General features: G+C 57.4%; 20 protein-coding genes, 3 tRNA genes and 1 pseudogene. 14 read left to right on the forward strand and 10 right to left on the reverse strand.

What is annotated here, in order from left to right; genetic code table 11:
• The first annotated feature begins 156 nt into the window (after positions 1 to 156).
• The 5 genes from mdoC (at position 157) to ITX55_RS24000 (ending at position 5,424) form a co-directional block, all read left to right on the forward strand.
• Entirely contained in the window at positions 157 to 1,287 is a 1,131-nt protein-coding gene (gene mdoC / locus ITX55_RS04995) for a glucans biosynthesis protein MdoC (protein ID WP_042784177.1), read from the forward strand.
• A 217-nt stretch (positions 1,288 to 1,504) separates the two neighbouring features.
• Positions 1,505 to 2,521: an acyltransferase gene (locus ITX55_RS05000; RefSeq protein ID WP_108680439.1), complete on the forward strand. Its 1,017-nt coding sequence runs from the start codon at positions 1,505 to 1,507 to the stop codon at positions 2,519 to 2,521.
• 302 nt (positions 2,522 to 2,823) lie between these two features.
• A complete protein-coding gene (locus tag ITX55_RS05005; protein ID WP_216473516.1) occupies positions 2,824 to 3,048 on the forward strand; it encodes a hypothetical protein in 225 nt (74 codons plus the stop codon).
• 283 nt (positions 3,049 to 3,331) lie between these two features.
• Positions 3,332 to 5,053 (forward strand): potassium/proton antiporter, encoded by a 1,722-nt coding sequence (locus ITX55_RS05010; protein ID WP_108680437.1) that lies wholly within the window; start codon positions 3,332 to 3,334, stop codon positions 5,051 to 5,053.
• A gap of 242 nt (positions 5,054 to 5,295) precedes the next feature.
• The gene (locus ITX55_RS24000; protein ID WP_033642652.1) at positions 5,296 to 5,424 is read left to right on the forward strand and encodes a hypothetical protein; all 129 of its coding nucleotides are present in this window, start codon (positions 5,296 to 5,298) and stop codon (positions 5,422 to 5,424) included.
• Between the two features lie 59 nt (positions 5,425 to 5,483).
• Here the strand turns inward: ITX55_RS24000 and ITX55_RS24005 are convergent, their stop codons facing one another.
• The 5 genes from ITX55_RS24005 to cho form a co-directional block, all read right to left on the reverse strand.
• Complete coding sequence (locus ITX55_RS24005) at positions 5,484 to 5,615, reverse strand: hypothetical protein (RefSeq protein WP_015377413.1); 132 nt, start codon at positions 5,613 to 5,615, stop codon at positions 5,484 to 5,486.
• Between the two features lie 69 nt (positions 5,616 to 5,684).
• Complete coding sequence (locus ITX55_RS05015; RefSeq protein WP_108680435.1) at positions 5,685 to 6,188, reverse strand: YlaC family protein; 504 nt, start codon at positions 6,186 to 6,188, stop codon at positions 5,685 to 5,687.
• A gap of 123 nt (positions 6,189 to 6,311) precedes the next feature.
• On the reverse strand, positions 6,312 to 6,611 hold the full coding sequence (locus tag ITX55_RS05020) for a sigma-S stabilization anti-adapter protein IraP (protein ID WP_033642650.1): 300 nt from the start codon (positions 6,609 to 6,611) through the stop codon (positions 6,312 to 6,314).
• Between the two features lie 186 nt (positions 6,612 to 6,797).
• Positions 6,798 to 6,894 (reverse strand) — tRNA-OTHER (locus tag ITX55_RS05025).
• Positions 6,895 to 7,006: 112 nt separating this feature from the next.
• Entirely contained in the window at positions 7,007 to 7,855 is an 849-nt protein-coding gene (gene cho, locus ITX55_RS05030; RefSeq protein ID WP_072627902.1) for an excinuclease Cho, read from the reverse strand.
• Between the two features lie 216 nt (positions 7,856 to 8,071).
• Between cho and ITX55_RS05035 the strand changes: the two genes are divergently transcribed.
• The 8 genes and pseudogenes from ITX55_RS05035 to ITX55_RS05070 all read left to right on the forward strand — a co-directional run bounded on the left by ITX55_RS05035 (position 8,072) and on the right by ITX55_RS05070 (position 17,924).
• Positions 8,072 to 9,277: an efflux RND transporter periplasmic adaptor subunit gene (locus ITX55_RS05035; protein WP_080280844.1), complete on the forward strand. Its 1,206-nt coding sequence runs from the start codon at positions 8,072 to 8,074 to the stop codon at positions 9,275 to 9,277.
• Positions 9,274 to 11,210 (forward strand): annotated as a pseudogene (locus ITX55_RS05040) (MacB family efflux pump subunit). The gene ITX55_RS05035 and the pseudogene ITX55_RS05040 overlap by 4 nt, the downstream one beginning before the upstream one ends.
• A 3-nt stretch (positions 11,211 to 11,213) precedes the next feature.
• Positions 11,214 to 12,581 carry a TolC family protein gene (locus tag ITX55_RS05045; RefSeq protein WP_108680433.1) on the forward strand — a complete coding sequence of 456 codons (1,368 nt, stop codon included), beginning with the start codon at positions 11,214 to 11,216 and terminating at the stop codon, positions 12,579 to 12,581.
• A 414-nt stretch (positions 12,582 to 12,995) separates the two neighbouring features.
• Positions 12,996 to 14,498 carry a glycine betaine/L-proline transporter ProP gene (gene proP / locus ITX55_RS05050; RefSeq protein ID WP_025302375.1) on the forward strand — a complete coding sequence of 501 codons (1,503 nt, stop codon included), beginning with the start codon at positions 12,996 to 12,998 and terminating at the stop codon, positions 14,496 to 14,498.
• Positions 14,499 to 14,594: 96 nt separating this feature from the next.
• On the forward strand, positions 14,595 to 15,521 hold the full coding sequence (locus tag ITX55_RS05055) for a LysR family transcriptional regulator (protein ID WP_108680431.1): 927 nt from the start codon (positions 14,595 to 14,597) through the stop codon (positions 15,519 to 15,521).
• 108 nt (positions 15,522 to 15,629) lie between these two features.
• Positions 15,630 to 17,255 carry a GMC family oxidoreductase gene (locus ITX55_RS05060; protein ID WP_108680429.1) on the forward strand — a complete coding sequence of 542 codons (1,626 nt, stop codon included), beginning with the start codon at positions 15,630 to 15,632 and terminating at the stop codon, positions 17,253 to 17,255.
• A 129-nt stretch (positions 17,256 to 17,384) separates the two neighbouring features.
• Complete coding sequence (locus ITX55_RS05065) at positions 17,385 to 17,552, forward strand: hypothetical protein (RefSeq protein ID WP_159085273.1); 168 nt, start codon at positions 17,385 to 17,387, stop codon at positions 17,550 to 17,552.
• Positions 17,553 to 17,654: 102 nt separating this feature from the next.
• The gene (locus tag ITX55_RS05070) at positions 17,655 to 17,924 is read left to right on the forward strand and encodes a hypothetical protein (RefSeq protein WP_033642645.1); all 270 of its coding nucleotides are present in this window, start codon (positions 17,655 to 17,657) and stop codon (positions 17,922 to 17,924) included.
• A gap of 57 nt (positions 17,925 to 17,981) precedes the next feature.
• Here ITX55_RS05070 and ITX55_RS05075 read toward each other — a convergent pair whose 3' ends face one another.
• The 3 genes from ITX55_RS05075 to ITX55_RS05085 form a co-directional block, all read right to left on the reverse strand.
• Complete coding sequence (locus ITX55_RS05075; RefSeq protein ID WP_033642644.1) at positions 17,982 to 18,533, reverse strand: hypothetical protein; 552 nt, start codon at positions 18,531 to 18,533, stop codon at positions 17,982 to 17,984.
• Positions 18,499 to 18,780: a hypothetical protein gene (locus tag ITX55_RS05080; RefSeq protein WP_033642643.1), complete on the reverse strand. Its 282-nt coding sequence runs from the start codon at positions 18,778 to 18,780 to the stop codon at positions 18,499 to 18,501. Before ITX55_RS05080 ends, ITX55_RS05075 begins: the two co-directional genes overlap by 35 nt.
• 142 nt (positions 18,781 to 18,922) lie before the next feature.
• Entirely contained in the window at positions 18,923 to 19,492 is a 570-nt protein-coding gene (locus ITX55_RS05085; RefSeq protein WP_232094299.1) for a PaaI family thioesterase, read from the reverse strand.
• A 120-nt stretch (positions 19,493 to 19,612) separates the two neighbouring features.
• Here ITX55_RS05085 and ITX55_RS05090 point away from each other — a divergent pair, with 120 nt between their 5' ends.
• A complete protein-coding gene (locus tag ITX55_RS05090; RefSeq protein WP_033642641.1) occupies positions 19,613 to 20,953 on the forward strand; it encodes an anaerobic C4-dicarboxylate transporter in 1,341 nt (446 codons plus the stop codon).
• A 164-nt stretch (positions 20,954 to 21,117) separates the two neighbouring features.
• Here the strand turns inward: ITX55_RS05090 and ITX55_RS05095 are convergent.
• Positions 21,118 to 21,203 (reverse strand) — tRNA-Leu (locus tag ITX55_RS05095).
• 10 nt (positions 21,204 to 21,213) lie between these two features.
• A tRNA-Cys gene (locus ITX55_RS05100) sits at positions 21,214 to 21,287 on the reverse strand.
• Positions 21,288 to 21,308 lie beyond the last annotated feature (21 nt).

Below are 21,308 nucleotides of genomic sequence, written 5' to 3' on the forward strand. Positions count from 1 at the left end.
TTTAAGCAGCTGATGGAGCACCAGCGTAGCAAGCCGCGCAACAAGACGCTATGGAAAAATGCGAGGGGCTATAGTAGGGTTCCGGATAACAATTTAACGTTTGACGACTTATTAAGCGTGTTAATGAGCACCCGATTAAATCACCAGCGGTAATCTATGACTAAAGGCAGCAAACAGCGCGAGTTTTTCCTCGATTCGATCCGAGCCTATTTGATGCTGCTCGGCATTCCGTTTCACCTTTCTCTGATTTATTCCAGCCACGCCTGGGCGGTGAACAGCGCGTCGCCCTCCTTCTCGCTCACGGTGCTGAACGACTTCATCCACGCCTTCCGCATGCAGGTGTTCTTCGTGATTTCCGGCTACTTCTCCTACATGCTCTACGAGCGTTACGAGCGCCATCAGTGGCTGAAGGTCAGGCTGGAGCGAGTGGCGATCCCGCTGTTGAGCTCCATCCCGCTAATTACGGTGCCGCAATTTTTCATGCTGAAATATTTCACCGATAAATTAAACGGCTGGGACGAGTTTTCTCTCTATCAGAAAATAAATGTAACAGTTTGGGAATTGGTGTCTCATCTGTGGTTCTTATTGACCCTGTCATTGTTAACCTTCGCCTGCTTTTATCTGTTCCGCAAAATCAAGCGTCAAACCCGCGAGCCTATTCCAGCGTTAATCAACAGAATGCGTGGATTAGGAAACATCTCACTGTGTTTCTTTATTTATGCGGTATGCTATTCGGCCGCGCACCGTATTATTTTAATTTTCGCGCCACAGCTATTATCCAATGGCCTGTTCAATTTCGTGGTGATGGAGACGATGTTCTACCTGCCGTTCTTCATCCTCGGCGCCTATGCGTTTAAGTATGTGTGGCTTAAAGAGATTTTTCTGCGCCGTTCGCCGCTGGCGCTGCTCGGTTCGCTGCTGCTGTTTATCGCATATATGCTGAACCAGAAACTGTTGGCGCACAGCAGCTATATGTTCGAGCTGGAAGTGGTGATCAAAACCCTAATGGGGATCCTGATGACCAATGTGGTGTTCTCTTTCGGGCATAACCTGCTGAATTATCACTCGCCGCGCATCACCTATCTGGTCAACGCCTCGCTGTTTATATATCTGGTGCACCATCCGTTGACCCTGATATATGGCGCTTTCGTGACGCCTTATATCGGCAACAACCTGTTGGGGTTCTTGCTGGGCCTGCTGTTTGTGTTCTCGCTGGCCTTCGCTTTATATGAGCTGCACAAACGCATCCCGGTGCTGCGCTTCCTGTTCTCCGGCAAGCCGCAATAAGGCCTTACGCCATTTCTGGGTGATGAATTATCGCCCAGAAATTAACCGCATCAATGTTATGATCCCTTCCATTACCGCTGCGGCATCGGCAGCACCCTGAGCATTTTCCTAATATTAATCCTAATCCCTGGGACGCATTGCAAAACGGCAACTGCCTGTTACGCTCACTATTGATACTTATAAATTAGTTGCGTTACTTTCTGGGCAAGGTACACATATGAGAGAAGCATGGGTCGATTATGCAAAAGGGATCGGCATCATTCTCGTGGTTTTCGGCCACGTCAACCGCGGTCTATACAGCGCAGGCATTCAACTTCCCGGCTCGTTCTATCAACTGACAGACAGCGTTATCTACAGCTTCCATATGCCGCTGTTTTTCTTCCTTTCAGGTTTGTTTTTTACGCAGTCGCTGGAGAGAAAGGGCAAAACTCGCTTCGTCATCAGCAAGATCGATACCATCGTCTACCCCTACGTGATCTGGTCGCTGCTGCAAGGCTTGGTGGAGGTCTTATTGTCACGTTACACCAATAATCCTTCGAGCCTCGGCGATGTCCTGGCGCTGTTTACGCATCCTCGCGCGCAGTTTTGGTTCTTGTATGCCTTGTTTATGGTCTTTGTGTTAGCAACTTTACTGTATAGCAAAGATGCATACCGTTATCTTCTGCCGGTGTTGATCGTCATCAGCATGGGGCTGTATCTCTACCAAGATAACCTCACCAAAGCCTTCCATTTCGATTACATCACCCGGTTCTTGATCTTCTTCCTGCTTGGCGCTTTGGCCGTTCGTTACGCTTCTCACATCGCCAATCTGGGCTTTGGCTCGCTGTTGGCTTCCCTGTTCGCGTTTATCGCGCTGCAATGGGGATTCCACGGCTATTCCGGCTTGCTGTATACCGATGCAGGAAGTTTCTCCCTGATACTGGCGGTTGAAGCCATCTTCTTCATCGTCACCCTATCGGTTATGTTGGCTAAAACGAAGCTTTCCTGGCTGCGCCGACTCGGTGAATTGAGCATGGTGATCTATCTGATGCATATCCTCGCCACCAGCGGTTTACGCATCATACTGACCAAGTTTCTGCACGTCAGCAATTGGCCGGCGCATGCGATCCTCGGCACTCTGGTTGGCTTGATCGCGCCCATTATCGCTTATCTGCTGATACAGCGCCTGCATCTCAATTTTCTGTTGGAGCGTCCTCGCTTCAATAGCCATCTGCAAAAAGAAAAAATCTCCTGAGGGCGGTTTCGCCGCCCCTGCCCGCTGTTCCTGACACTATACTTGATGGCGCAACCTGCCGGTTGCGTCTTCTTCCCCATGTCACACAGAGCACACATTGTTCAGCTTGACGTCGTCCGTTAAGGCAAAGTGATACGGCGGCATAGATAACCTGGCCGTTATAACTGTAATGCATAAGTAGAAATCCGGATCCCTGCCTTACGGTAGTGATTGGGCTCAACCCCCGAAGGGCTGCGCGATCGCTTGATTGATTCGATGGCGTTACCTGTCTCTCCCTTCCGTCACGACAGAGAGGATTTTGAATGACCGATAAAAACACCCAGGCTCAGGAAGCCGTAGCGGAAAACGCCACCCTGCTGAAGATCCTCAGCAGGTTGCTGTCCGCGCTGGATGCTTCGATCAGCGGTAAAGAACGCAGCGTTTTGGTCGCTGATCTCTCCAACTTCAATCTCGACGGCATTTCCGAAGCGGAACGCAAACTGGCCACCGAGCTGATCAAACGGTCGCTGGAATCGCTCGACCATTAACCCTACCGCGCCTGCAAACCATTAAGCCTGCCTGCGCGGGCTTAATGGTTTTTCCCGCCGTGCAAACCCGGCATTATTGCCAAAACCGAAATACAGCAGCCTGATAATGTTGGATAAAAGGCAGAACTTCACCTCTTCCCCTCACTTTCTTAGTTTAATCGCACCAAAGGGTAATAATTGATCGATTGTTTTCGCAATCAGCCTTGGCGTTTTACCCACTAAACACGTTATCATCGAAACACGCGCAGTGCCCCCTATCCCCCAGCCTCAGGAGAACGATATTTTGGATGCCAGCACCATTAACAGCTTGTTCGTCATCGGTGCCGTGCTGGTGGGGGCAAGCATTCTGCTCAGCTCATTTTCTTCCCGGCTCGGCATTCCGATCCTGGTGATCTTCCTCGCGATCGGCATGCTGGCCGGCGTTGACGGCCCCGGTGGCATCGTCTTCAGCAATTATCCGGTCGCTTATCTGGTCAGCAACCTCGCGTTGGCGGTGATCCTGCTCGACGGCGGCATGCGCACCCGGGTCAGCTCATTCCGCGTGGCGCTGTGGCCGGCACTGTCTCTCGCCACCGTCGGCGTGGTGATCACCGCCGGCCTGACCGGCATGGCCGCCGCCTGGCTGTTCAATCTCGATCTGCTGCAGGGGTTGCTGATCGGCGCCATCATCGGTTCTACCGACGCCGCCGCGGTATTTTCGCTGCTGGGCGGCAAAGGCCTGAACGAACGCGTCAGCGCCACGCTGGAGATCGAGTCCGGTAGCAACGATCCTATGGCGGTATTTCTCACCATCACGCTGATTGCGATGATCGCCGCCGGGGAAACCGCGCTGAGCTGGACCTTCCCGCTGCATCTGATGCAGCAGTTCGGCATGGGCATCGTCTTCGGTCTCGGCGGCGGCTGGCTGCTGCTGACGCTGATTAACCACATCAAGCTGGCGGACGGCCTCTACCCACTGCTGGCGGTAAGCGGCGGCATTCTTATTTTCGCGCTGACCACCGCGCTGGACGGCAGCGGCATTCTGGCGGTGTACCTGTGCGGCCTGCTGCTGGGCAACCGTCCAATTCGCAACCGTCACGGCATCGTGCAAACCTTCGATGGCCTGGCATGGCTCAGCCAGATCGGCATGTTCCTGGTGCTCGGCCTGCTGCTCAACCCGCATGAGCTGCTGCCGATCGCCATCCCTGCCCTGCTGCTGTCGCTGTGGATGATCCTGTTCGCACGCCCGCTGTCGGTGTTTATCGGCCTGCTGCCGTTCCGCAGCTTTACCCTGCGCGAACGCGGCTTTATTTCCTGGGTTGGCCTGCGCGGCGCGGTACCGGTGATCCTGGCGGTGTTCCCGATGATGGCCGGGCTGCCCAACGCCCAGCTGTTCTTTAACGTGGCGTTCTTCGTGGTGCTGGTCTCCCTGCTGCTGCAAGGCACCACGCTGTCGTTCGCCGCCAAAAAGGCCAAGGTGATCGTGCCGCCGGCGCTGACGCCGATCTCCCGCGTTGGGCTGGACGTGCACCCGGAAAACCAGTGGGAACAGTTTGTGTATCAGCTTTCGGCGGAAAACTGGTGCGTCGGTGCCGTGCTGCGCGAGCTGAAAATGCCGCCCAATACCCGCATCGCCGCCCTGTTCCGCGGCAAAGAGCTGCTGCACCCTAGCGGCAGTACCCGGCTGCGCGAGAACGATATCCTGTGCGTTATCGGCCATGAGCACGATCTGCCGATCCTCGGCAAACTGTTTAGCCAAGCGCCGGCCGTGACGCTCGACGAACGCTTCTTCGGCGACTTTATCCTGCAATCCGACGCCCGTTTAAGCGACATCTCGCAGGTTTATGGCCTCAATCTGCAAGACGATGTCGACGAGCAACAGACGCTGGGGCAGTTCGTCATTCAGCTGATCGGCGGTGAACCGGTGATCGGCGACCAGGTGGAATGGGACGGCCTGACCTGGACCATTGCCGAAATGGAGGGCAATCAGGTCAGCAAGATAGGCGTTAGGATCGTGACCGACTAACGCGGCCGCGTTATCAGATGAGGGAACTTCTGGCCTTAAGAACGTTCTTAATCACTATCATGATGTATGAAGTACGGCGTCGCTGAATTATATCCGTTTGATATAAAAACAATTTAACAGCGGCGCAACGGGGATTAGGGATGTGAACGGCAAGACTCGATTTCTTTCGGTGATGATGATCATGGCGCTGGGCGTAGCGGCGCTCGATCTCAGCATCGCCGGTTTGGTCCATAGACTTTTAATTGGATAATTTCAACGTGACGCAGCGGGAACAAGAAAAAGACATTCTGGGGAAAATACTGGTGACGGTGTCCGCGCTTTGCCTGATTCTGGTGGCGGCGTTCCTCATCTGGGGATTCATGCTGGACTGATGCCGAGGACGCTCAGAGATAAAAAAACCGCCGCGGCGGTTTTTTTATGGGTCAGGCGATCAGATCTTGCAACCTTCGCAGTCCGCTTCGTCTTCGAGGAATTCAGGGACCTCTTTTACCTTCTGCGCCGCTTTTTCTTCGGCTTTCGCCAGTTCGGCATCGATATCAAAATCGAAAATATCATCACTCATCGCTTGGTCCTCATTCTGCTTCGCGTTCAAACGCTGAGTATAATCGACAAGCCGCCGGCCGGAAACCTTTCAGTTTGCCGCCGCCAGCTGCGGTGGCTCACCCTGAGGCTTTTTTCCGTAGGCCATGTCGTACACGTCGTAGAAGTCGATTTCGCCCTTGTTGCCGATGATCACCCGCATCTTCTGTTTCAGCGCGGCGCCGATGGACGGCTCATCCAGCAGCTGCTGCACCGCATAAGGCGACAGCGCGCGGGTGAAGTACCACTCGCCGTTATAGCACACCCGCAGATCCAGCACCCCGATGTCTTCAAAGCGGTAGACCGGCCGGATCTCTATCAGCAGCATGGCGAACATGAACAGCACAAAGGCGGTGAAGCCGAGGAAGGCATACATCCCCATGTACGGCACCTGATACATCACGGCGATCACCGCGAAGTAACCGGCGAACATGGCAAGGCACAAATAGCGGTGAGTGCGGGCGAATTCGCTGTTGAAGCGCGGCTTGCCGTCGCGCCCTTCGCGCCGATTGATCTGTTCAATCTCTTTAACCAAGATGCTTTTAATCGCGTCCATCGTTACAACCTTATGCTGGAAACAGCATTGCCATCAAATCTCACCGCTAAAAGTAACACAAGTACAGTTTTGCCGGGTAGATCAGTTAACCAACTTAATGGCGGCAACTGTTATAGTTCGGATTCAGCGCGGTTGAGCGGCTTTGCCTTGCGCAAACATGAACATGCGCTGGGCGACGTCGTCGGCCTGTTTGATTTTCTGCTTTTGCGGTTCGTTGCTGCGTTGAATGGCGCGGGCGTAGGCGATTTCATGGGCCTGATCGATCATCGCGATGATGCGATCCCGTTCAGTCTTCTCCATATTGCCCAACATGGTGGTGATAATCGCCTGGTAAGCGTTGGACGCGGCGGTCAGCGCCTTCTCTCTCGCCTCGAGGGCGGCGACGCGTTGCAAGAGTTCCTGCAGTTGCTCGGAGTGGGACATATCGACCTCCTGTTGCCGGGCAGCAAACCTGCCTGATTACAGTTTAGCAAAGGATCGAGAGAGAAAGAGGAAGGAAAGCCAGCGGTTACGGTAAAGCACACCCGAAAATCCCAACGAGGAGCCGATAGTGCAAATCAACCCGGGTGCGCTTTACGGTAAGCGCGATGAGATGAAGTGAAAGAAAGCTGGCGCGCTATGCAGGACTCGAACCCGCGTCTATCAATTTTCAAGCCAAAACAAGCCATTATAAAACCAATCACTCTGCCAACTGAGTTAATAGCGCGTTCCTTCGCTTCGGGGCGTTATTATCCATAACAACATTATGGACTCAAGCTTTTTTAGCATAATGCCCTGATTTTACGGATAAGTCTTAGGTTATCGCCAGCGTTATGGCCTTACGGCAGCTCAATAATCGGGTAATCGCCGGCGATAAGCGGCTTGCACAAAATCTTGTAGCCATCGCTGTCGAAATGGCTGGCCGCGCTCTGTAGCCGCTCCGCCTGCGCCAGATTGCCGACCGAGCCCAGATAAAACCAATTGTGGATCACATGGTACTGACGCAGCGTCTCGCCCTGCTCCTCCAGCGCCACGCGCCCGGCGAACGGCCAACAGGCGATGCGCAGCTGCTCAAGCGCCGCGCTGAGCCGCAGCGCATGCTCCTGCGCCGACTCCACGCCACAGCAGGCGCCCGCGCACTTGCGCAGGCTGTAGCGGAAACAGGCTCGCCCCGCCGGCAGCTTGTCGATCCCCAGCTTGCCGTAACATAAACGATGCTCGTCGGCGATGGCGCGCAGCTTTTCCAGCGCGGCGTGGCGATTGGCAAACAGCCCGTAGAGATGGGGCGTGACGGCGAAGTCGATCTCTTTGGCGTGAGCAATCGTCACCGCATCTGCCTGCAAGCGCAGCGCGCACAGCTGTTTCGAGCGCCGCAGACGTTTGTTGAACAGCGGCTGTTGTTGTTTGATCAACTGCGCCTCCAGCAGCAATGCGCCCAACTCGCCGGCGGTCTCGATAAAGCTGATGCGTCGGGTTTGGCGCAGCATTTTAGCCTCGTCCTGCGCGCGGAAGTGCGCCATCACCCGGCTGCGTATATTGACGCTTTTACCGATGTAAAGCGGCAGGCTCTCGCTTTGACCGTGAAACACATACACGCCCGGCCCTTTAGGCAACGGCGTCAGGCAGGCGCGCAGGTGCTCCGGGTATTGATAAATGTCGAGTTCTGGCTCGAGGCGGTTTGGCATCATGGCGGTGGCATTATCCTGCTGATGAATGAATACTGGTTTTTTACCCAGTATAACGCCCAACGCAGCCGGTTGCACACCTAGCGGATAATAACTCACCGTGATCTTTAACGGGAAAGCCTTTACTATCCCCTTTCCAGCGGGAAAGCGCCTCACGTTTAGCGCCAGTTCAAGCTGGCGCTGCCATGATGGCAGACTGGAACCGCCGCTTTTATCGTTATGGAAAACCTGGGTATGTCATCACTGAAACTCCCCTCCCGCCGTCTGGCGTTGATCGCCGCCATCGTTTTCATCGCCGTCGCTGTCGCGCTGGCCATCTTTTGGCAACGTCCGCCGCAGCAGGATTACGTTACCGCGCCGGCCCGTCTGGGCGATATCGAAAACGCCGTGCTGGCCACCGGGCGGCTGGATGCCATCGAACGCGTCAACGTCGGCGCCCGCGTCTCCGGCGAAGTCAAATCGCTGAAGGTCAAGCTGGGCGATCGCGTCACCAAAGGGCAACCGATCGCCGACATCGACGATCTGCAACAGCGCAACGATCTGCGCAACGCCGAAGCGGCGCTGAACGTAGTCAAAGCCAATATGTTAGCCAAACAGGCCTTGCTGAAACAGGCGGAGTCGCGTTTCAAACGTCAGCGCCGCATGCTGAACGACGAAGCCAGTTCCCGGGAAGACTTCGAGACCGCCGAAGCCTCGCTCGCCACCACTCGCGCCGATCTGCAGGCGCTCAATGCGCAGTTGGTGCAATCGCAGATCGAAGTCGAGAAGAAAAAAATCGATCTGGGCTATACCCGCGTGGTTGCGCCAATGGACGGCATTGTTATCGCCGTGGTCACGCAGCAGGGACAAACGGTCAACTCCAGCCAAAGTGCGCCGACCATCGTCAAGCTGGCGCGGCTGGATATGATGACCATTAAGGCGCAGATCTCCGAAGCCGACATCACCCGCATTTCGCCGGGACAAAAGGCTTACTTCACTATTTTTTCCGATCCGGATAAGCGCTACGACGCCACGCTGCGCACCATCGAGCTGGCACCGGAATCGGTGATGAAAGACGACTCGCTCGCCGGCACCAGCTCCGCTTCCGGCTCCGGCACCTCGAACGCCTCGGTCTATTACAACGCGCTGCTGGACGTGCCAAACCCGGAAAACCGCCTGCGTATCGCCATGACCGCGCAGGTGTCCTTGCTGCTCGGCGACGCGAAGAACACCCTGCTGGTGCCGATCCAGGCGGTGCATAAAATCGATGGCAAAGAGCAGCAGGTGCAGGTGCTGACCCAGGACCAGCGGTTGGAAACGCGCAAAGTGACCACCGGCATCACCAACAATGTCGACATTCAGATCCTCAGCGGCCTGAAAGCCGGTGAAACCGTGGTGCTGTCGCAGCCTGCCGCCAAATCGGCTGAGGATGGCATCTTCCTGTGAACGCGATCATCGAACTAAAAGGCATCAGCCGAACGTACACCAACGGCGGTCAAGCGTTAACGGTGTTGAAAGACATCGATCTGACCATCGCCGCCGGCGAGCTGGTGGCGATCATCGGCGCCTCCGGCTCCGGCAAATCGACGCTGATGAACATCATGGGCTGCCTCGACGTGCCGGATCGCGGCGATTACTACATCAGCGGCCAGAACGCCGCCCACCTGTCGCCGGACGAATTGGCCCGCCTGCGCCGCGAACATATCGGTTTTATCTTCCAGCGCTATCACCTGATGCCCGATCTCAGCGCGCTGGGCAACGTCGAAATCCCGGCCATCTACGCCAACGCCCGGCGCGATCAGCGTCGGCAGCGGGCGGCGCAATTGCTGGCGCGGTTGGGGCTTGAGGGACGAGAAGACCACAAGCCCGGCCAGCTTTCCGGCGGCCAACAGCAGCGCGTCAGCATCGCCCGCTCCCTGATCAACGGCGGTGAGATCATCCTGGCGGACGAACCGACCGGCGCGCTGGACACCCAATCCGGCCAGGAAGTGCTGGCGATCCTGAGCGAACTGAATCAGCGCGGCCATACCGTGGTGATCGTCACCCACGATATGAAAGTGGCGCAACATGCGCAGCGCGTCATCGAACTGCAAGACGGCAAGATCATCGCTGACAGCGGCCGCAAGTCGGCGTCCGGCCCATCGTTGCCGCCGCCGAACCGCAGCCGGCAAAGCGGCTGGCAACGCCTGATCGACCGCACCCGTGAATCGCTGCACATGGCGCTGAAAGCGATGAACGCTCATCGTCTGCGCACCGCGCTGACCATGACCGGCATCATCTTCGGCATCGCCGCCGTGGTCACGGTAGTGGCGCTGGGCGAAGGCGCCAAACAGCGCACGCTGGAAAACCTCAAAGATCTCGGCACTAACGTGGTAAGCATCTATCCGGGCCGCGATTTCTTCGACGACGCCATCGACAGCATCCGCACCCTGGTGCCGGCCGATGCCGACGCGCTGGCGCAGCAAAGCTTCGTCGACAGCGTCAGCCCGGAAGTAGACGCTTCCGACAGCATCCGTTTTCGCAGCAAATCCGCCACCGCCTCGATCACCGGCGTCGGGCGCGACTATTTCCGCGTTAACGGCGTCGAGCTGTTACAAGGCGTGACTTTCCGCGACGATCGTAATGCGCTGCAGGAAGTGATCATCGACGACAATGCGCGCCAGGCGCTGTTCGGCGATTTCGGCGTCGAGCCGCTCGGCCAGATCGTGTTTCTCGGCTCGGTGCGGCCCGAGTGATCGGTGTGGCGAAAAGCAATCGCAACTACGCGCCCAATCGCATTACTGTTTGGATGCCCTACAGCACGGTGATGTATCGCATGGTAGGCAAACCGACGCTCAGCGGCATCACCGTTCGGCTAAAGGACAATGTCGCCAGCGAATCGGCCGTCACCGCTATCACACAGCTGTTGACCCAACGCCATGGCGTAAAAGATTTCCGTTTGTACAACTTCGATAAAATCCGAAAGTCCATCGAACGCACGTCAATGACTTTCAGCCTGCTGATCCTGATGGTGGCGTCCATCGCGCTGGTGATCGGCAGCCTGGGCGTGATGAACATCATGCTGGTCTCGGTGACCGAACGCACCCACGAAATCGGCGTGCGCATGGCGGTCGGCGCGCGGCGCAGCGACATCATGCAACAGTTCATGATAGAGGCGGTGCTGGTCTGTCTGATCGGCGGCGCTTTGGGCATCGCGCTGTCGTTCGCCGCCGGGTCGCTGTTCACCTCGCTGGCGGGCGGCATGTTCACCGCCATCTATTCCTGGCAAGCCGCCGCCACGGCATTTTTCTGTTCAACCTTAATCGGCATGATCTTCGGTTATCTCCCCGCCCGCAAAGCGGCAAGGATGGATCCGGTCGTTTCATTGGCCAGCGAGTAACCCATGAAAATTTTATCTCCCCTGGCGTTAAGCCTCGCCGCCCTGCTCACCGCCGGCTGCGGCAATGCCCTGAAAAGCGACTACCGGGCGCCGCAGGTCAACTATCCTGCGGGGTGGCAATACGCTGCCGACAACGCCGCGCCGACGCCGTTCGACTGGCGCGATTTCCACGATCCCGAGCTCGACCGTTGGCTGCAACAGGTGATGGCGAGCAATAACGATCTGGCCGCCGCCGTGCTGCGCGTTTACCGCGCACGGCTCGAGGCGGAACGCGTCGGCATCAGCACCGCGCCCGGCGTCAGCGCCTCATTAGGCAGCAGCATTAATCGCCCGCTGTCCGAGTCCTCCGCGTGGAATAAAACCAGCAACGCGTCGCTCACCACCAGCTATGAGGTCGATCTGTGGGGCAAGCTGGCGCGCCAACGCGACGCGGCCGAGTGGAGCAGCCAGGCTTCCGTGCAGGATCTGCAGGCGGCGCGCCTGAAGCTGTTGGCCGACGCCGCCACCAACTACTGGCGCATCGGTTTTCTCAATCAACAAATCAGCGTCAGCCAGGCGAGCATCGCCTATGCCAAAACGACGCTGCGGCTGGCCAACGCCCGTTATCAGGCCGGCAGCATCTCGGCGCTGGACGTAGTGAATGCGGAACAAAACTTGCTGACGCAGGAACGCAGCCTGGTGGCGTTACAACACGATCGTCAACAGGCGCTGAACGAACAGGCGGTGCTGCTGGGCGCGCCATCAGGCCAGGCCACCATCGCGCCCGCGCGCCTGCCGACGACGGCGATGCCGCAGATCAACACCGGCATTCCCGCCAGCGTCCTGAGCCGTCGCCCGGATCTCAGCGCTCAAGAGCTGCGGTTGCGCGCCGCCCTGGCCAACGTCGATGAAAAACGTCTGCAATACTATCCCGCGTTCAGCCTGACCGGTTCACTGGGCGCCAGCAGCAGCGCGCTACTGGAATTCCTGCGCAACCCGACGGGCAGCCTCGGCGCCGGCCTGACGCTGCCGTTCCTGCAGTGGCGGCAAATGGGCGTGGAGATCAAAATCGCCCGCAACGACTATGAACAGCAAGTTCTGGCCTTCAAGCAGGCGCTGTACAAAGCGATGGGCGATGTGAACAACGCGCTGTCACTGCGCACGCAGCTGCTGGCGCAGGAGACGCAGTTGCGCGCCTCACTGGCGTTGGCGCGTAAATCGGAGCGGTTGAACGAGGTGCGTTACCGACAGGGCGCCGTCACCATTACCGACTGGCTGAACGCTCAGGATCAACGCCGTCAGGCGGAACTGGCGGTGGATGAGAACCGCTTCGCGCAGTACCAGAATCTGGCGAAAATCTATCTCGAATTCGGCGGTTCATCGGCGCCGTAATCTCAGCGGCCTGGCCACCCGGCCAGGCGTTTTTTTAGCGGCGAACACATCAATTTTCCCTGTTTTATCTCCCGTATTCTCTATACTGGAAACACCATCAATCAGCCAAAAAATCGTCATATCGCACAATTATCAGACCATTCTCGCACCAAATCGGTGCAAATACTTAAGTTAAACTGCTGGATTTGATCGCCGCAAGATATAACGTTAAGCTATAGATGCAAAATAATTAGTCACCTAAATGACATAACATCGGCATGAGCGACGCTATTTTGTGATCCACATCTCAACTTAAATGTGGATAATGAATCGTCTTGAACCGCGATTCGATTAGCCGATTTGATAACTCGAAAACAACAGTGAACGGAGATTACGCTTTCACGAACAACGAATAATTCATTAAGGGATGATTATATGAAGTTAAGAAAAAAACGACATAAACCGATGCACATTAACGACATCACCATCATCGATGACAGCAAACTCAAGAAGGCCATTACCGCCGCGGCCCTCGGCAACGCAATGGAGTGGTTCGACTTCGGCGTATACGGCTTTGTCGCCTATGCGCTTGGCCAGGTCTTCTTCCCCGGCGCCTCTCCCGGTGTACAAATGATCGCCGCGCTGGCGACCTTCTCCGTCCCCTTCCTGGTGCGTCCGCTCGGCGGTCTGTTCTTCGGCGCCATGGGCGACAAGTTCGGCCGTCAAAAAGTGCTCTCAGTCACCATTATCATCATGGCGGTCAGCACCTTCTGTATCGGCCTGATCCCGTCCTATGCGTCGATCGGCATCTGGGCGCCGATCCTGCTGCTGCTGGCCAAACTGGCGCAAGGCTTCTCCGTCGGCGGTGAATATTCCGGGGCGGCGATCTTCGTCGCCGAATACTCACCGGACCGCAAACGCGGCTTTATGGGCAGTTGGCTGGACTTCGGCTCCATCGCCGGCTTTGTGATGGGCGCAGGCGTAGTGGTGCTGATCTCCAGTATCGTCGGCGAAGCCAACTTCCTCGACTGGGGCTGGCGTATCCCGTTCTTCATCGCCGCGCCGCTGGGCCTGATCGGTCTCTACCTGCGCCATGCGCTGGAAGAAACCCCGGCGTTCCAGCAGCACGTGGACAAGATGGAGAAAGAGGATCGCAACGCCATCGAGAATCCGCCAAAGACCTCGTTCAAAGAGATCGCGGCCAAACACTGGAAAAGTTTGCTGGTGTGCGTGGGTATCGTGATTTCCACCAACGTGACCTATTACATGCTGCTGACTTACATGCCGAGCTACCTGTCGCATAACCTGCACTACTCGGAAGATCACGGCGTTCTGATCATCATCGCCATCATGATCGGCATGCTGTTCGTGCAGCCGGTGATCGGCCTGACCAGTGACCGCATCGGCCGTAAGCCGTTTATCATCGGCGGCAGCATCGGCCTGTTGGCGTTGGCGATCCCGTGCTTCATTCTGATCAACAGCAACGTCATCGGCCTGATTTTCGTCGGCCTGCTGGTGCTGGCGGTGCTGCTCAACTCCTTCACCGGGGTGATGGCCTCCATCCTGCCGGCGATGTTCCCGACGCACATTCGCTACAGCGCGCTGGCGATTTCGTTCAACATTTCGGTACTGATCGCCGGTGCGACGCCGACCGTTGCCGCCTGGCTGGTGGAAGCGACCGGCAACCTGTACATGCCGGCCTACTACCTGATGGTTGTTGCGGTGATCGGTCTTATCACCGGTCTGTACATGAAAGAAACCGCCAACAAGCCGCTACGCGGCGCGACGCCGGCCGCCTCTGACCGCTCCGAGGCAAAAGAGCTGCTGCAGGAAACCTACGACAACATCGAACAGAAAGTCGAGGACATCAACGCGCAGATCGCCGAACTGGAAAAGAAAAAACAGATCCTGATCGACCAGCACCCCAAACTGGACTGATTCGCACTGACAAGCAAAAACACCCGCCCGGGTGGTTTTTTTGCCTGGCGTGCACAGAGTGGTAACTTGACCCGGCGGATACCGAAGGAGAGATGAATGAATCAGTTTCAGGAGATGGCGACCTATATCGCCGTGGTCGAGGCCGCCAACATCAGCGCCGCCGCCCGCCGCTTGGGCACCACCAAGTCGGTGGTCAGCAAACGCATCCAGCAGTTGGAGACGCGCCTTGGGACTGTGCTGTTCGAACGCGGGAAAACGCTTGGGTTGACCGACGCCGGCCATCTGTTCTATCAGCGCGCCGTTCTCATATTAAGCGAAGTGAGCGATGCCGAAGAGTCGGTGCGAACACTGCACGGCCAACTGCAGGGCCCATTGCGGTTAACCGCGCCGATGGCGTTCAGCATCCGCTATCTGGCGCCGCTGTTATCCGCCTTTATGGAACAATACCCGAACCTCAATCTGGACGTGGAGTACAGCGATCGCCTGGCCAATCTGAATCAGGAAAATTTCGACGTCGCCATCCGTATCGGCGCCTTGGCGGATTCCGACCTAATCGCGCAGCGCATCTGCGCCAACCGTCACTTGATTTGCGCCAGCCCAGCCTATCTTGCGCGTCAAGGCACACCGACGCACCCGCAACACCTGCAACAGCATCAGGGGTTGCTGTATATTCACCGCGAGCCGACCGGCATGCTGCAACTCCCCATCGAAGGCGAGATCCGATCGTTTCGTATCGGCAAACGCCTGCGCACCGATAATGCTTTTCACCTGCTGGCGGCGGCGAAAGCCGGTTTGGGCCTCGCCATCCTGCCCGCATTTATCGCCGCCGATGCGATACGCGCAGGGGAACTGCGCATTGTGCTGGCCGCCTATTCACCCGACGGCGGCGACATTTCCGCCGTCTATCGCCGTTCAAAACGCGCATCCCCCAAGATCAAGGCGCTGGTGGACTTTCTGAGTGAGCACATTGGCCATACGCCCAGTTGGGAAACCGCGCTGTCCCCTTTCCTGACGTCAACCTGAAAGGTTCGCAGAACGCGAACAGCAGGTTCGAATTTCGCCCGCTTGTCGCTTTTATCTCCGGGTTTTAGTCTGCAGAACACACCTTCCGCCCGCTCTGGAGACTACGCCATGAAAGACCTGTCACGCCGTCAGCTGATATCCCAAACGCTGGCCGTTTCAGCCGACGCCACGCTCAGCGCTTGCGCATCGAGTTCCGCGTCGGCGGCGCAAACACAACCGGCCCAACGCGCCAGCGAGCCATCCACCTTCGACGTGATCATCGTCGGCGGCGGTTCCGCCGGCGCGGTGATGGCGGCTCGCCTCAGCGAAAACCCGGCGCGCCGGGTCCTGCTGATAGAGGCCGGACACAGTTACGCGCCCTACGATTATCCGCGCCTCATCGCGAACAGCGACGTGCTCGGCGCCAATGGCGACCCGGAATTCGAATGGGGATACCGGACAGAACCCGGCTATGTCAGCCACGCGATCGGCGCCATCCGCGGTAAAGTCCTGGGCGGCAGTTCAGGCGTCAACGGCGCCGTGGCGATCCGCGCCCGCCCGGAAGATTTCAAACGCTGGGATCTGCCGGGATGGCGCTATCAGGATCTGCTGCCCTCCTTCAAAAAACTGGAGACTCGTCATGGCCTGCACGACCGCGCAATCCATGGCAATAGCGGTCCTTTCCCCGTCGTGCAACTCACATTGGATGACATCACGCCAATGCAACGCGCTTTCGTCGCCGCCACGCGCGCCAACGGCTATGACGCCATCGACGATTTTGACGGCCCTTCAGCGAATGGCGTCGGCCCCTACCCGATGAATATCGTCAACGGTGTGCGCGTTAACACCGGCATGGCCTATCTGGATGAGAAAACGCGCGCCAGAGACAATCTCACCCTGCGTGCCGATACGCTGGTCGACCGCGTGATATTTGACGGGCAGCGCGCGATCGGCGTTCGCCTGGCCAGTGGCGAAGAAATCCAAGCCGCTGAAGTGATCCTGAGCGCGGGAACCTACGGCAGCGCCGCCGTTTTGATGCGATCCGGCATTGCGCCTGCGCAACAGTCGAAGCGTCTGGGGATCCCCGTCGTCGCCGATTTGCCCGTCGGTGAAAACCTGGTCGATCACCCCTTTTATTACAATGCCTACGCAGCCCGCCCCGACGTCATCGGCAGCCAATCGCCGGTTATCGGCGCCAAGCTGTGGACCCGCAGCAGCCGGGCGGAACCGGAGGAGCTCGATCTGCACATTACCGCAACGCATCTGTTCCCACATGACCAAAGCCCCACCGGCGTCGGTTTTGTCCTGGCGGTGGCGCTGACTCGGCCGCAATCCACCGGACGCATCTGGCTGGAAAGCCGCGATCCGATGGCAGCCCCTCACATTGACCTTAACTTCCTGGCGCAAGAGAGTGACCGTGTTCGCTTGCTGGAGGGGGTTAAACTGGCGCGAAAAATAGGGCAAACCGCTCCGCTGTCTACGCTTATCCACAGCGAGCTTGCGCCCGCCGCAGACAGCGACGAGGCCATTCTGGCCTCGATGGCGGCGACGTTGGATACCTATCATCACCCGACCTCCTCCGCGCCAATGGGGAATGCCGGCGACCCGAAGGCGGTCGTTGACCTTCAGGGCCGCGTGCACGGCGTGCACGGGCTTCGGGTTGTCGACGCATCCATTTTCCCCGACGTGCCCTCCGTCGCCACTAATGTGACGACGATCGCCACCGCCGAGCATATCGCCCGCCACTATGCCTGACCGTTTGGCGGCAAGATAGGCTGTTGAAACCCGGCCGGTCATCCTGATGGCCGGCCTTCGCCATTCCGCAGCGGCACAATCGAAATAACGGCGGCACATTTTATCCTGCCGGAAAACGGTGTTACCCTTGTGGCACCGTCACCTCTGCAAAACATTATCATGGGCAAAATGGATCTTCCCGTCATCATCGGCATCCTGGTTATGCTAACCCTGTGGCTCGGCGCGCTCTTCAACATCGGCGATCTCAGCCTCACCATTTCGCGCCTGTTTCACTGGTTCGAAAGCCAGCGTGGATAACCTGGATTCGCGATAACGCAGGCGGCGAGCAAACATCGGCTATGATTGATAGATGTTACGTCATTTTCCGAGACTGTCGCTCGCGATAAAGAGGACCGCATCATGACCGACTATGTGTTCTACAATCAGATCCTGACCCGACTGGCCGCCAATCATCCCGGCACGCTGGATGAGAAAACTTACGAATTGTGGAAGCAGGACGCCACCAGCCCGCACGCCTTCGCGGATCCCTTCGCTTATCTCAAAACCAAGGGGCTGATACAGGCCTACGTGATGAGCGACATCGACGAGAACAACTATGATATCGATCCGCACCAAACGCGGATCACCGCCGCCGGTCTCGACTTCATCCGCAGCGGCGGGTTCAAATAAGACGCAAAAAACCGCCCAACGGCGGTTTTTTTTACCCTAAAAAGCGTCCGGACCTTTTCAGGCGGGGAAAGGCCGATAAAAAATACGCAGCACTTCACTGTCGCCCTGGCGTAGAAAACCGCCTTCCGGCTGCCAGCGCAGATCGCGCGCCAGATTGAGATTCTCCCAGCCGACCGCGCCTCCCACGCCGATGCAAAGATTTTTATTGCCTGCGGCAAATCCCGCGCCGGTGCCGATCATGGCATGCAGCAATCGGGGCGAGGCCGCGTCGCGCATGGAGAATATCCCGATAAAACATCCCTGCGGGGCGCGCAGCATATCCGCCATGGTGCGGATCTCGGTATCGTCGGGGCTGACGAAATGTTTGTACTGCTTATCGAACACCGTCAGCCACAGTTGCTTGTATTTCGCCTTACTGAGCGCGCCGGAACGGTGGGCGCACAGCACTACCGCATCCCAGCACATCTCCCCGCTGAGCGAAAGATACTCTTCCGTATTCTCCTGCGGCTTATCGGCATAATGCCGCGCAAATTCAGCGGCATTCAGATGCGGCGGCACGGCCTGTTTGGCGACGTCACTCTTGTAGCGCTTGAAATTCAACCAATGCATGGGAAGTCTCCTCTTCACCCGATAGATTAATAAATCCGCAGCCGTGAATAAGACGAGCCATCAAATCCAGCGCGTCGTCGGCAACGGCGGTGTCGTCGTCGTTCAGCCCCTGTTCCACCGCCCGCTCAATGGCGCTCATCACCGACGTCGCGCTGGTTTCTTCCCCTTGCGCTACCACGTCCAATACGGCTCTGCCGATCGCCAGACAAAGCTCATGATCAAACTCAACCTCTTTATACGGCTGCATACTCACCCCGATAAATTTTTACCCAAGAATACTAGACCACAATGACGCATCGCGCCTGCGGCCGTATCGCGGCGATCGGTGCAGCCGACAGAGAAATGCATCAGGGCCCGGATGGAAGAACCGGGGCCTGATAAATGGCAGGTTATTGCGGCGGCTGTTCGGTAGGGCGAATGATGAAGCAAGTGGCGGTTGCCGAAGCCAGCAGTTTTCCTTCCGCCGTTTTGAGTGTGCCTTCCGCGAAAGCGACGTTTTTCGACGCATAGACCAGACGCCCCTCGGCGATCAGATCAATCTCCTTCGGCACCGGGCGCAACATTTTCACCTGCAGATCGACGGTGCCATAACCCGTCCCTGCGTCCAGCGTACTGTGCACCGCGCAACCGGTCACCGAGTCCAAAACCGTGGCGGCGAAGCCTCCATGAACGCCGCCCAGCGGGTTAAGGTGGCGTTCGTCGGCCCGCGCCATGATGCGGATATATCCCTCTTCAACCGCGGCCGGTTTCATGGGCACCGTTTCAGCGATCGAAGCCGGTGGAATTTTGCCGGCCATCGCTGCCTGTAATAACGCCAGCCCCGTCATTTTTGTCGGATCCATAACTCTCTCCTCTGGTGGTAAATCCGTCATATAGGAGAGGTCTGACCTCTTGGCTTGCTTTTTCGTGCTGATGCCGCTTTCCGCACGCTCTCTATGTTCTTTGAATGTGACCGACATCACTCTTTAAGGTTAATAACCACAATTTATTAATGCCTTTAGATTTAAAACAACTTTCTGCTGTAAACGCCGCCGGAAACTGAACGCAGTTAAGTTCAACATTATTAAGGCGTATCTATCATGGATTTCTTTCTGCAATTAGCGGTTATATTGGCATGCCTGCTGTATGGGGCGCGTAAAGGCGGCATTGCGCTGGGGTTGCTGGGCGGTATCGGTTTGATGATTCTGGTGTTCGGCTTTCACCTGCAGCCCGGCAAACCGCCGGTAGACGTGATGCTGGTGATCATCGCGGTGGTGGCGGCCTCCGCCACTCTGCAGGCCTCAGGCGGGTTGGACGTCATGCTCCAGATCGCCGAGCGGATGCTGCGGCGCAACCCGCGGTATGTCTCAATCATCGCGCCGTTCGTCACCTGCATTCTCACTATTCTGTGCGGCACCGGCCATGTGGTGTACACCATCTTGCCGATCATCTATGACGTGGCGATCAAAAATAACATCCGCCCGGAACGGCCAATGGCAGCCAGCTCGATCGGCGCGCAGATGGGCATTATCGCCAGCCCGGTCTCGGTGGCGGTCGTTTCACTGGTGGCGATGCTCAGCAGCTACACCTTCAATGGCCGCCATCTGGAATTCCTCGATCTGCTGTCGATCACCATTCCTTCCACCCTGTGCGGCATTCTGGCGATCGGTATCTTCAGCTGGTTCCGTGGCAAAGACCTGGACAAAGATCCCGAGTTCCAGAAATTCATCTCGGTGCCGGAGAACCATCGCTACGTCTATGGCGACGCCGCCACCCTGCTGGACCGGGTATTGCCGCGCAGCAACTGGATCGCCATGTGGATTTTCCTCGCCACGATCGCCCTGGTGGCGGTGCTGGGGGCTTTTTCCGACCTGCGGCCCAGCTTCGGTGGCAAGCCACTTTCCATGGTTCTGGTGATCCAGATGTGCATGCTGATGGCCGGGGCGCTGATCGTCATCATTACCCGCACCAACCCGGCGTCTATCTCTAAAAACGAGGTGTTCCGTTCCGGCATGATTGCCATCGTGGCGGTGTATGGCGTCGCCTGGATGGCGGAAACCATGTTCGGCGCGCACCTGACGCAGATAGAAGCCACGCTGGGCGTGCTGGTGAAAGAGTACCCCTGGGCCTATGCGCTGATCCTGCTGCTGGTGTCGAAATTCGTCAATTCGCAGGCCGCCGCGCTGGCGGCGCTGGTGCCGGTGGCGCTGGCGATCGGCGTCAACCCGGCCTATATCGTCGCTTCGGCGCCGGCCTGCTACGGTTATTATATTTTACCGACCTACCCCAGCGATTTGGCGGCAATTCAGTTCGACCGCTCCGGCACCACCCGCATCGGCCGCTTCGTGATCAATCACAGCTTCATTCTACCGGGCCTGATCGGCGTCAGCGTCTCCTGCGTCTTCGGCTGGATCCTCGCCGCGGCGTTCGGTTTCTTATGATCTGTAGTGTGGAGCCCTGCGGGGCTCCTTGCAGGCAGGGTGGCGGCATGACAAGAAAGGAAAAAAATGCAGGCGTAATGCGAATTTCAGACACAAAAAAACCGCCTCTCGGCGGTCTACGACATTACTACTTATTGCTTTGATTATTCGGTATTTTCGTTCCCTGGTACCCGGGGCGGGACTTGAACCCGCACAGCCATAAGCCGAGGGATTTTAAATCCCTTGTGTCTACCGATTTCACCACCCGGGCTCGGGAAAGTTGGAGGCGCGTTCCGGAGTCGAACCGGACTGGACGGATTTGCAATCCGCTACATAACCGCTTTGTTAACGCGCCTTTATTCTGTTTTGCCTTTTC

This window comes from Serratia sp. EWG9, from assembly GCF_019913725.1.
In the GTDB taxonomy this organism is placed as follows: Bacteria; Pseudomonadota; Gammaproteobacteria; order Enterobacterales; family Enterobacteriaceae; genus Serratia; species Serratia ureilytica.

What these genes read in the sequence shown, in the direction of transcription:
- ITX55_RS05070 (WP_033642645.1), top strand. Translation starts at nt 17,655, where the DNA reads ATGACCGACTATGTGTTCTACAATCAGATCCTGACCCGACTGGCCGCC.
- ITX55_RS05045 (WP_108680433.1), top strand. Translation starts at nt 11,214, where the DNA reads ATGAAAATTTTATCTCCCCTGGCGTTAAGCCTCGCCGCCCTGCTCACC.
- ITX55_RS05000 (WP_108680439.1), top strand. Translation starts at nt 1,505, where the DNA reads ATGAGAGAAGCATGGGTCGATTATGCAAAAGGGATCGGCATCATTCTC.
- ITX55_RS05035 (WP_080280844.1), top strand. Translation starts at nt 8,072, where the DNA reads ATGGAAAACCTGGGTATGTCATCACTGAAACTCCCCTCCCGCCGTCTG.
- ITX55_RS05060 (WP_108680429.1), top strand. Translation starts at nt 15,630, where the DNA reads ATGAAAGACCTGTCACGCCGTCAGCTGATATCCCAAACGCTGGCCGTT.
- ITX55_RS05055 (WP_108680431.1), top strand. Translation starts at nt 14,595, where the DNA reads ATGAATCAGTTTCAGGAGATGGCGACCTATATCGCCGTGGTCGAGGCC.
- cho (WP_072627902.1), bottom strand. Translation starts at nt 7,855, where the DNA reads ATGATGCCAAACCGCCTCGAGCCAGAACTCGACATTTATCAATACCCG.
- ITX55_RS05015 (WP_108680435.1), bottom strand. Translation starts at nt 6,188, where the DNA reads ATGGACGCGATTAAAAGCATCTTGGTTAAAGAGATTGAACAGATCAAT.
- ITX55_RS05005 (WP_216473516.1), top strand. Translation starts at nt 2,824, where the DNA reads ATGACCGATAAAAACACCCAGGCTCAGGAAGCCGTAGCGGAAAACGCC.
- ITX55_RS05075 (WP_033642644.1), bottom strand. Translation starts at nt 18,533, where the DNA reads ATGCATTGGTTGAATTTCAAGCGCTACAAGAGTGACGTCGCCAAACAG.
- ITX55_RS24005 (WP_015377413.1), bottom strand. Translation starts at nt 5,615, where the DNA reads ATGAGTGATGATATTTTCGATTTTGATATCGATGCCGAACTGGCGAAA.
- ITX55_RS05080 (WP_033642643.1), bottom strand. Translation starts at nt 18,780, where the DNA reads ATGCAGCCGTATAAAGAGGTTGAGTTTGATCATGAGCTTTGTCTGGCG.
- ITX55_RS05020 (WP_033642650.1), bottom strand. Translation starts at nt 6,611, where the DNA reads ATGTCCCACTCCGAGCAACTGCAGGAACTCTTGCAACGCGTCGCCGCC.
- mdoC (WP_042784177.1), top strand. Translation starts at nt 157, where the DNA reads ATGACTAAAGGCAGCAAACAGCGCGAGTTTTTCCTCGATTCGATCCGA.
- ITX55_RS05090 (WP_033642641.1), top strand. Translation starts at nt 19,613, where the DNA reads ATGGATTTCTTTCTGCAATTAGCGGTTATATTGGCATGCCTGCTGTAT.
- proP (WP_025302375.1), top strand. Translation starts at nt 12,996, where the DNA reads ATGAAGTTAAGAAAAAAACGACATAAACCGATGCACATTAACGACATC.
- ITX55_RS05085 (WP_232094299.1), bottom strand. Translation starts at nt 19,492, where the DNA reads ATGTCGGTCACATTCAAAGAACATAGAGAGCGTGCGGAAAGCGGCATC.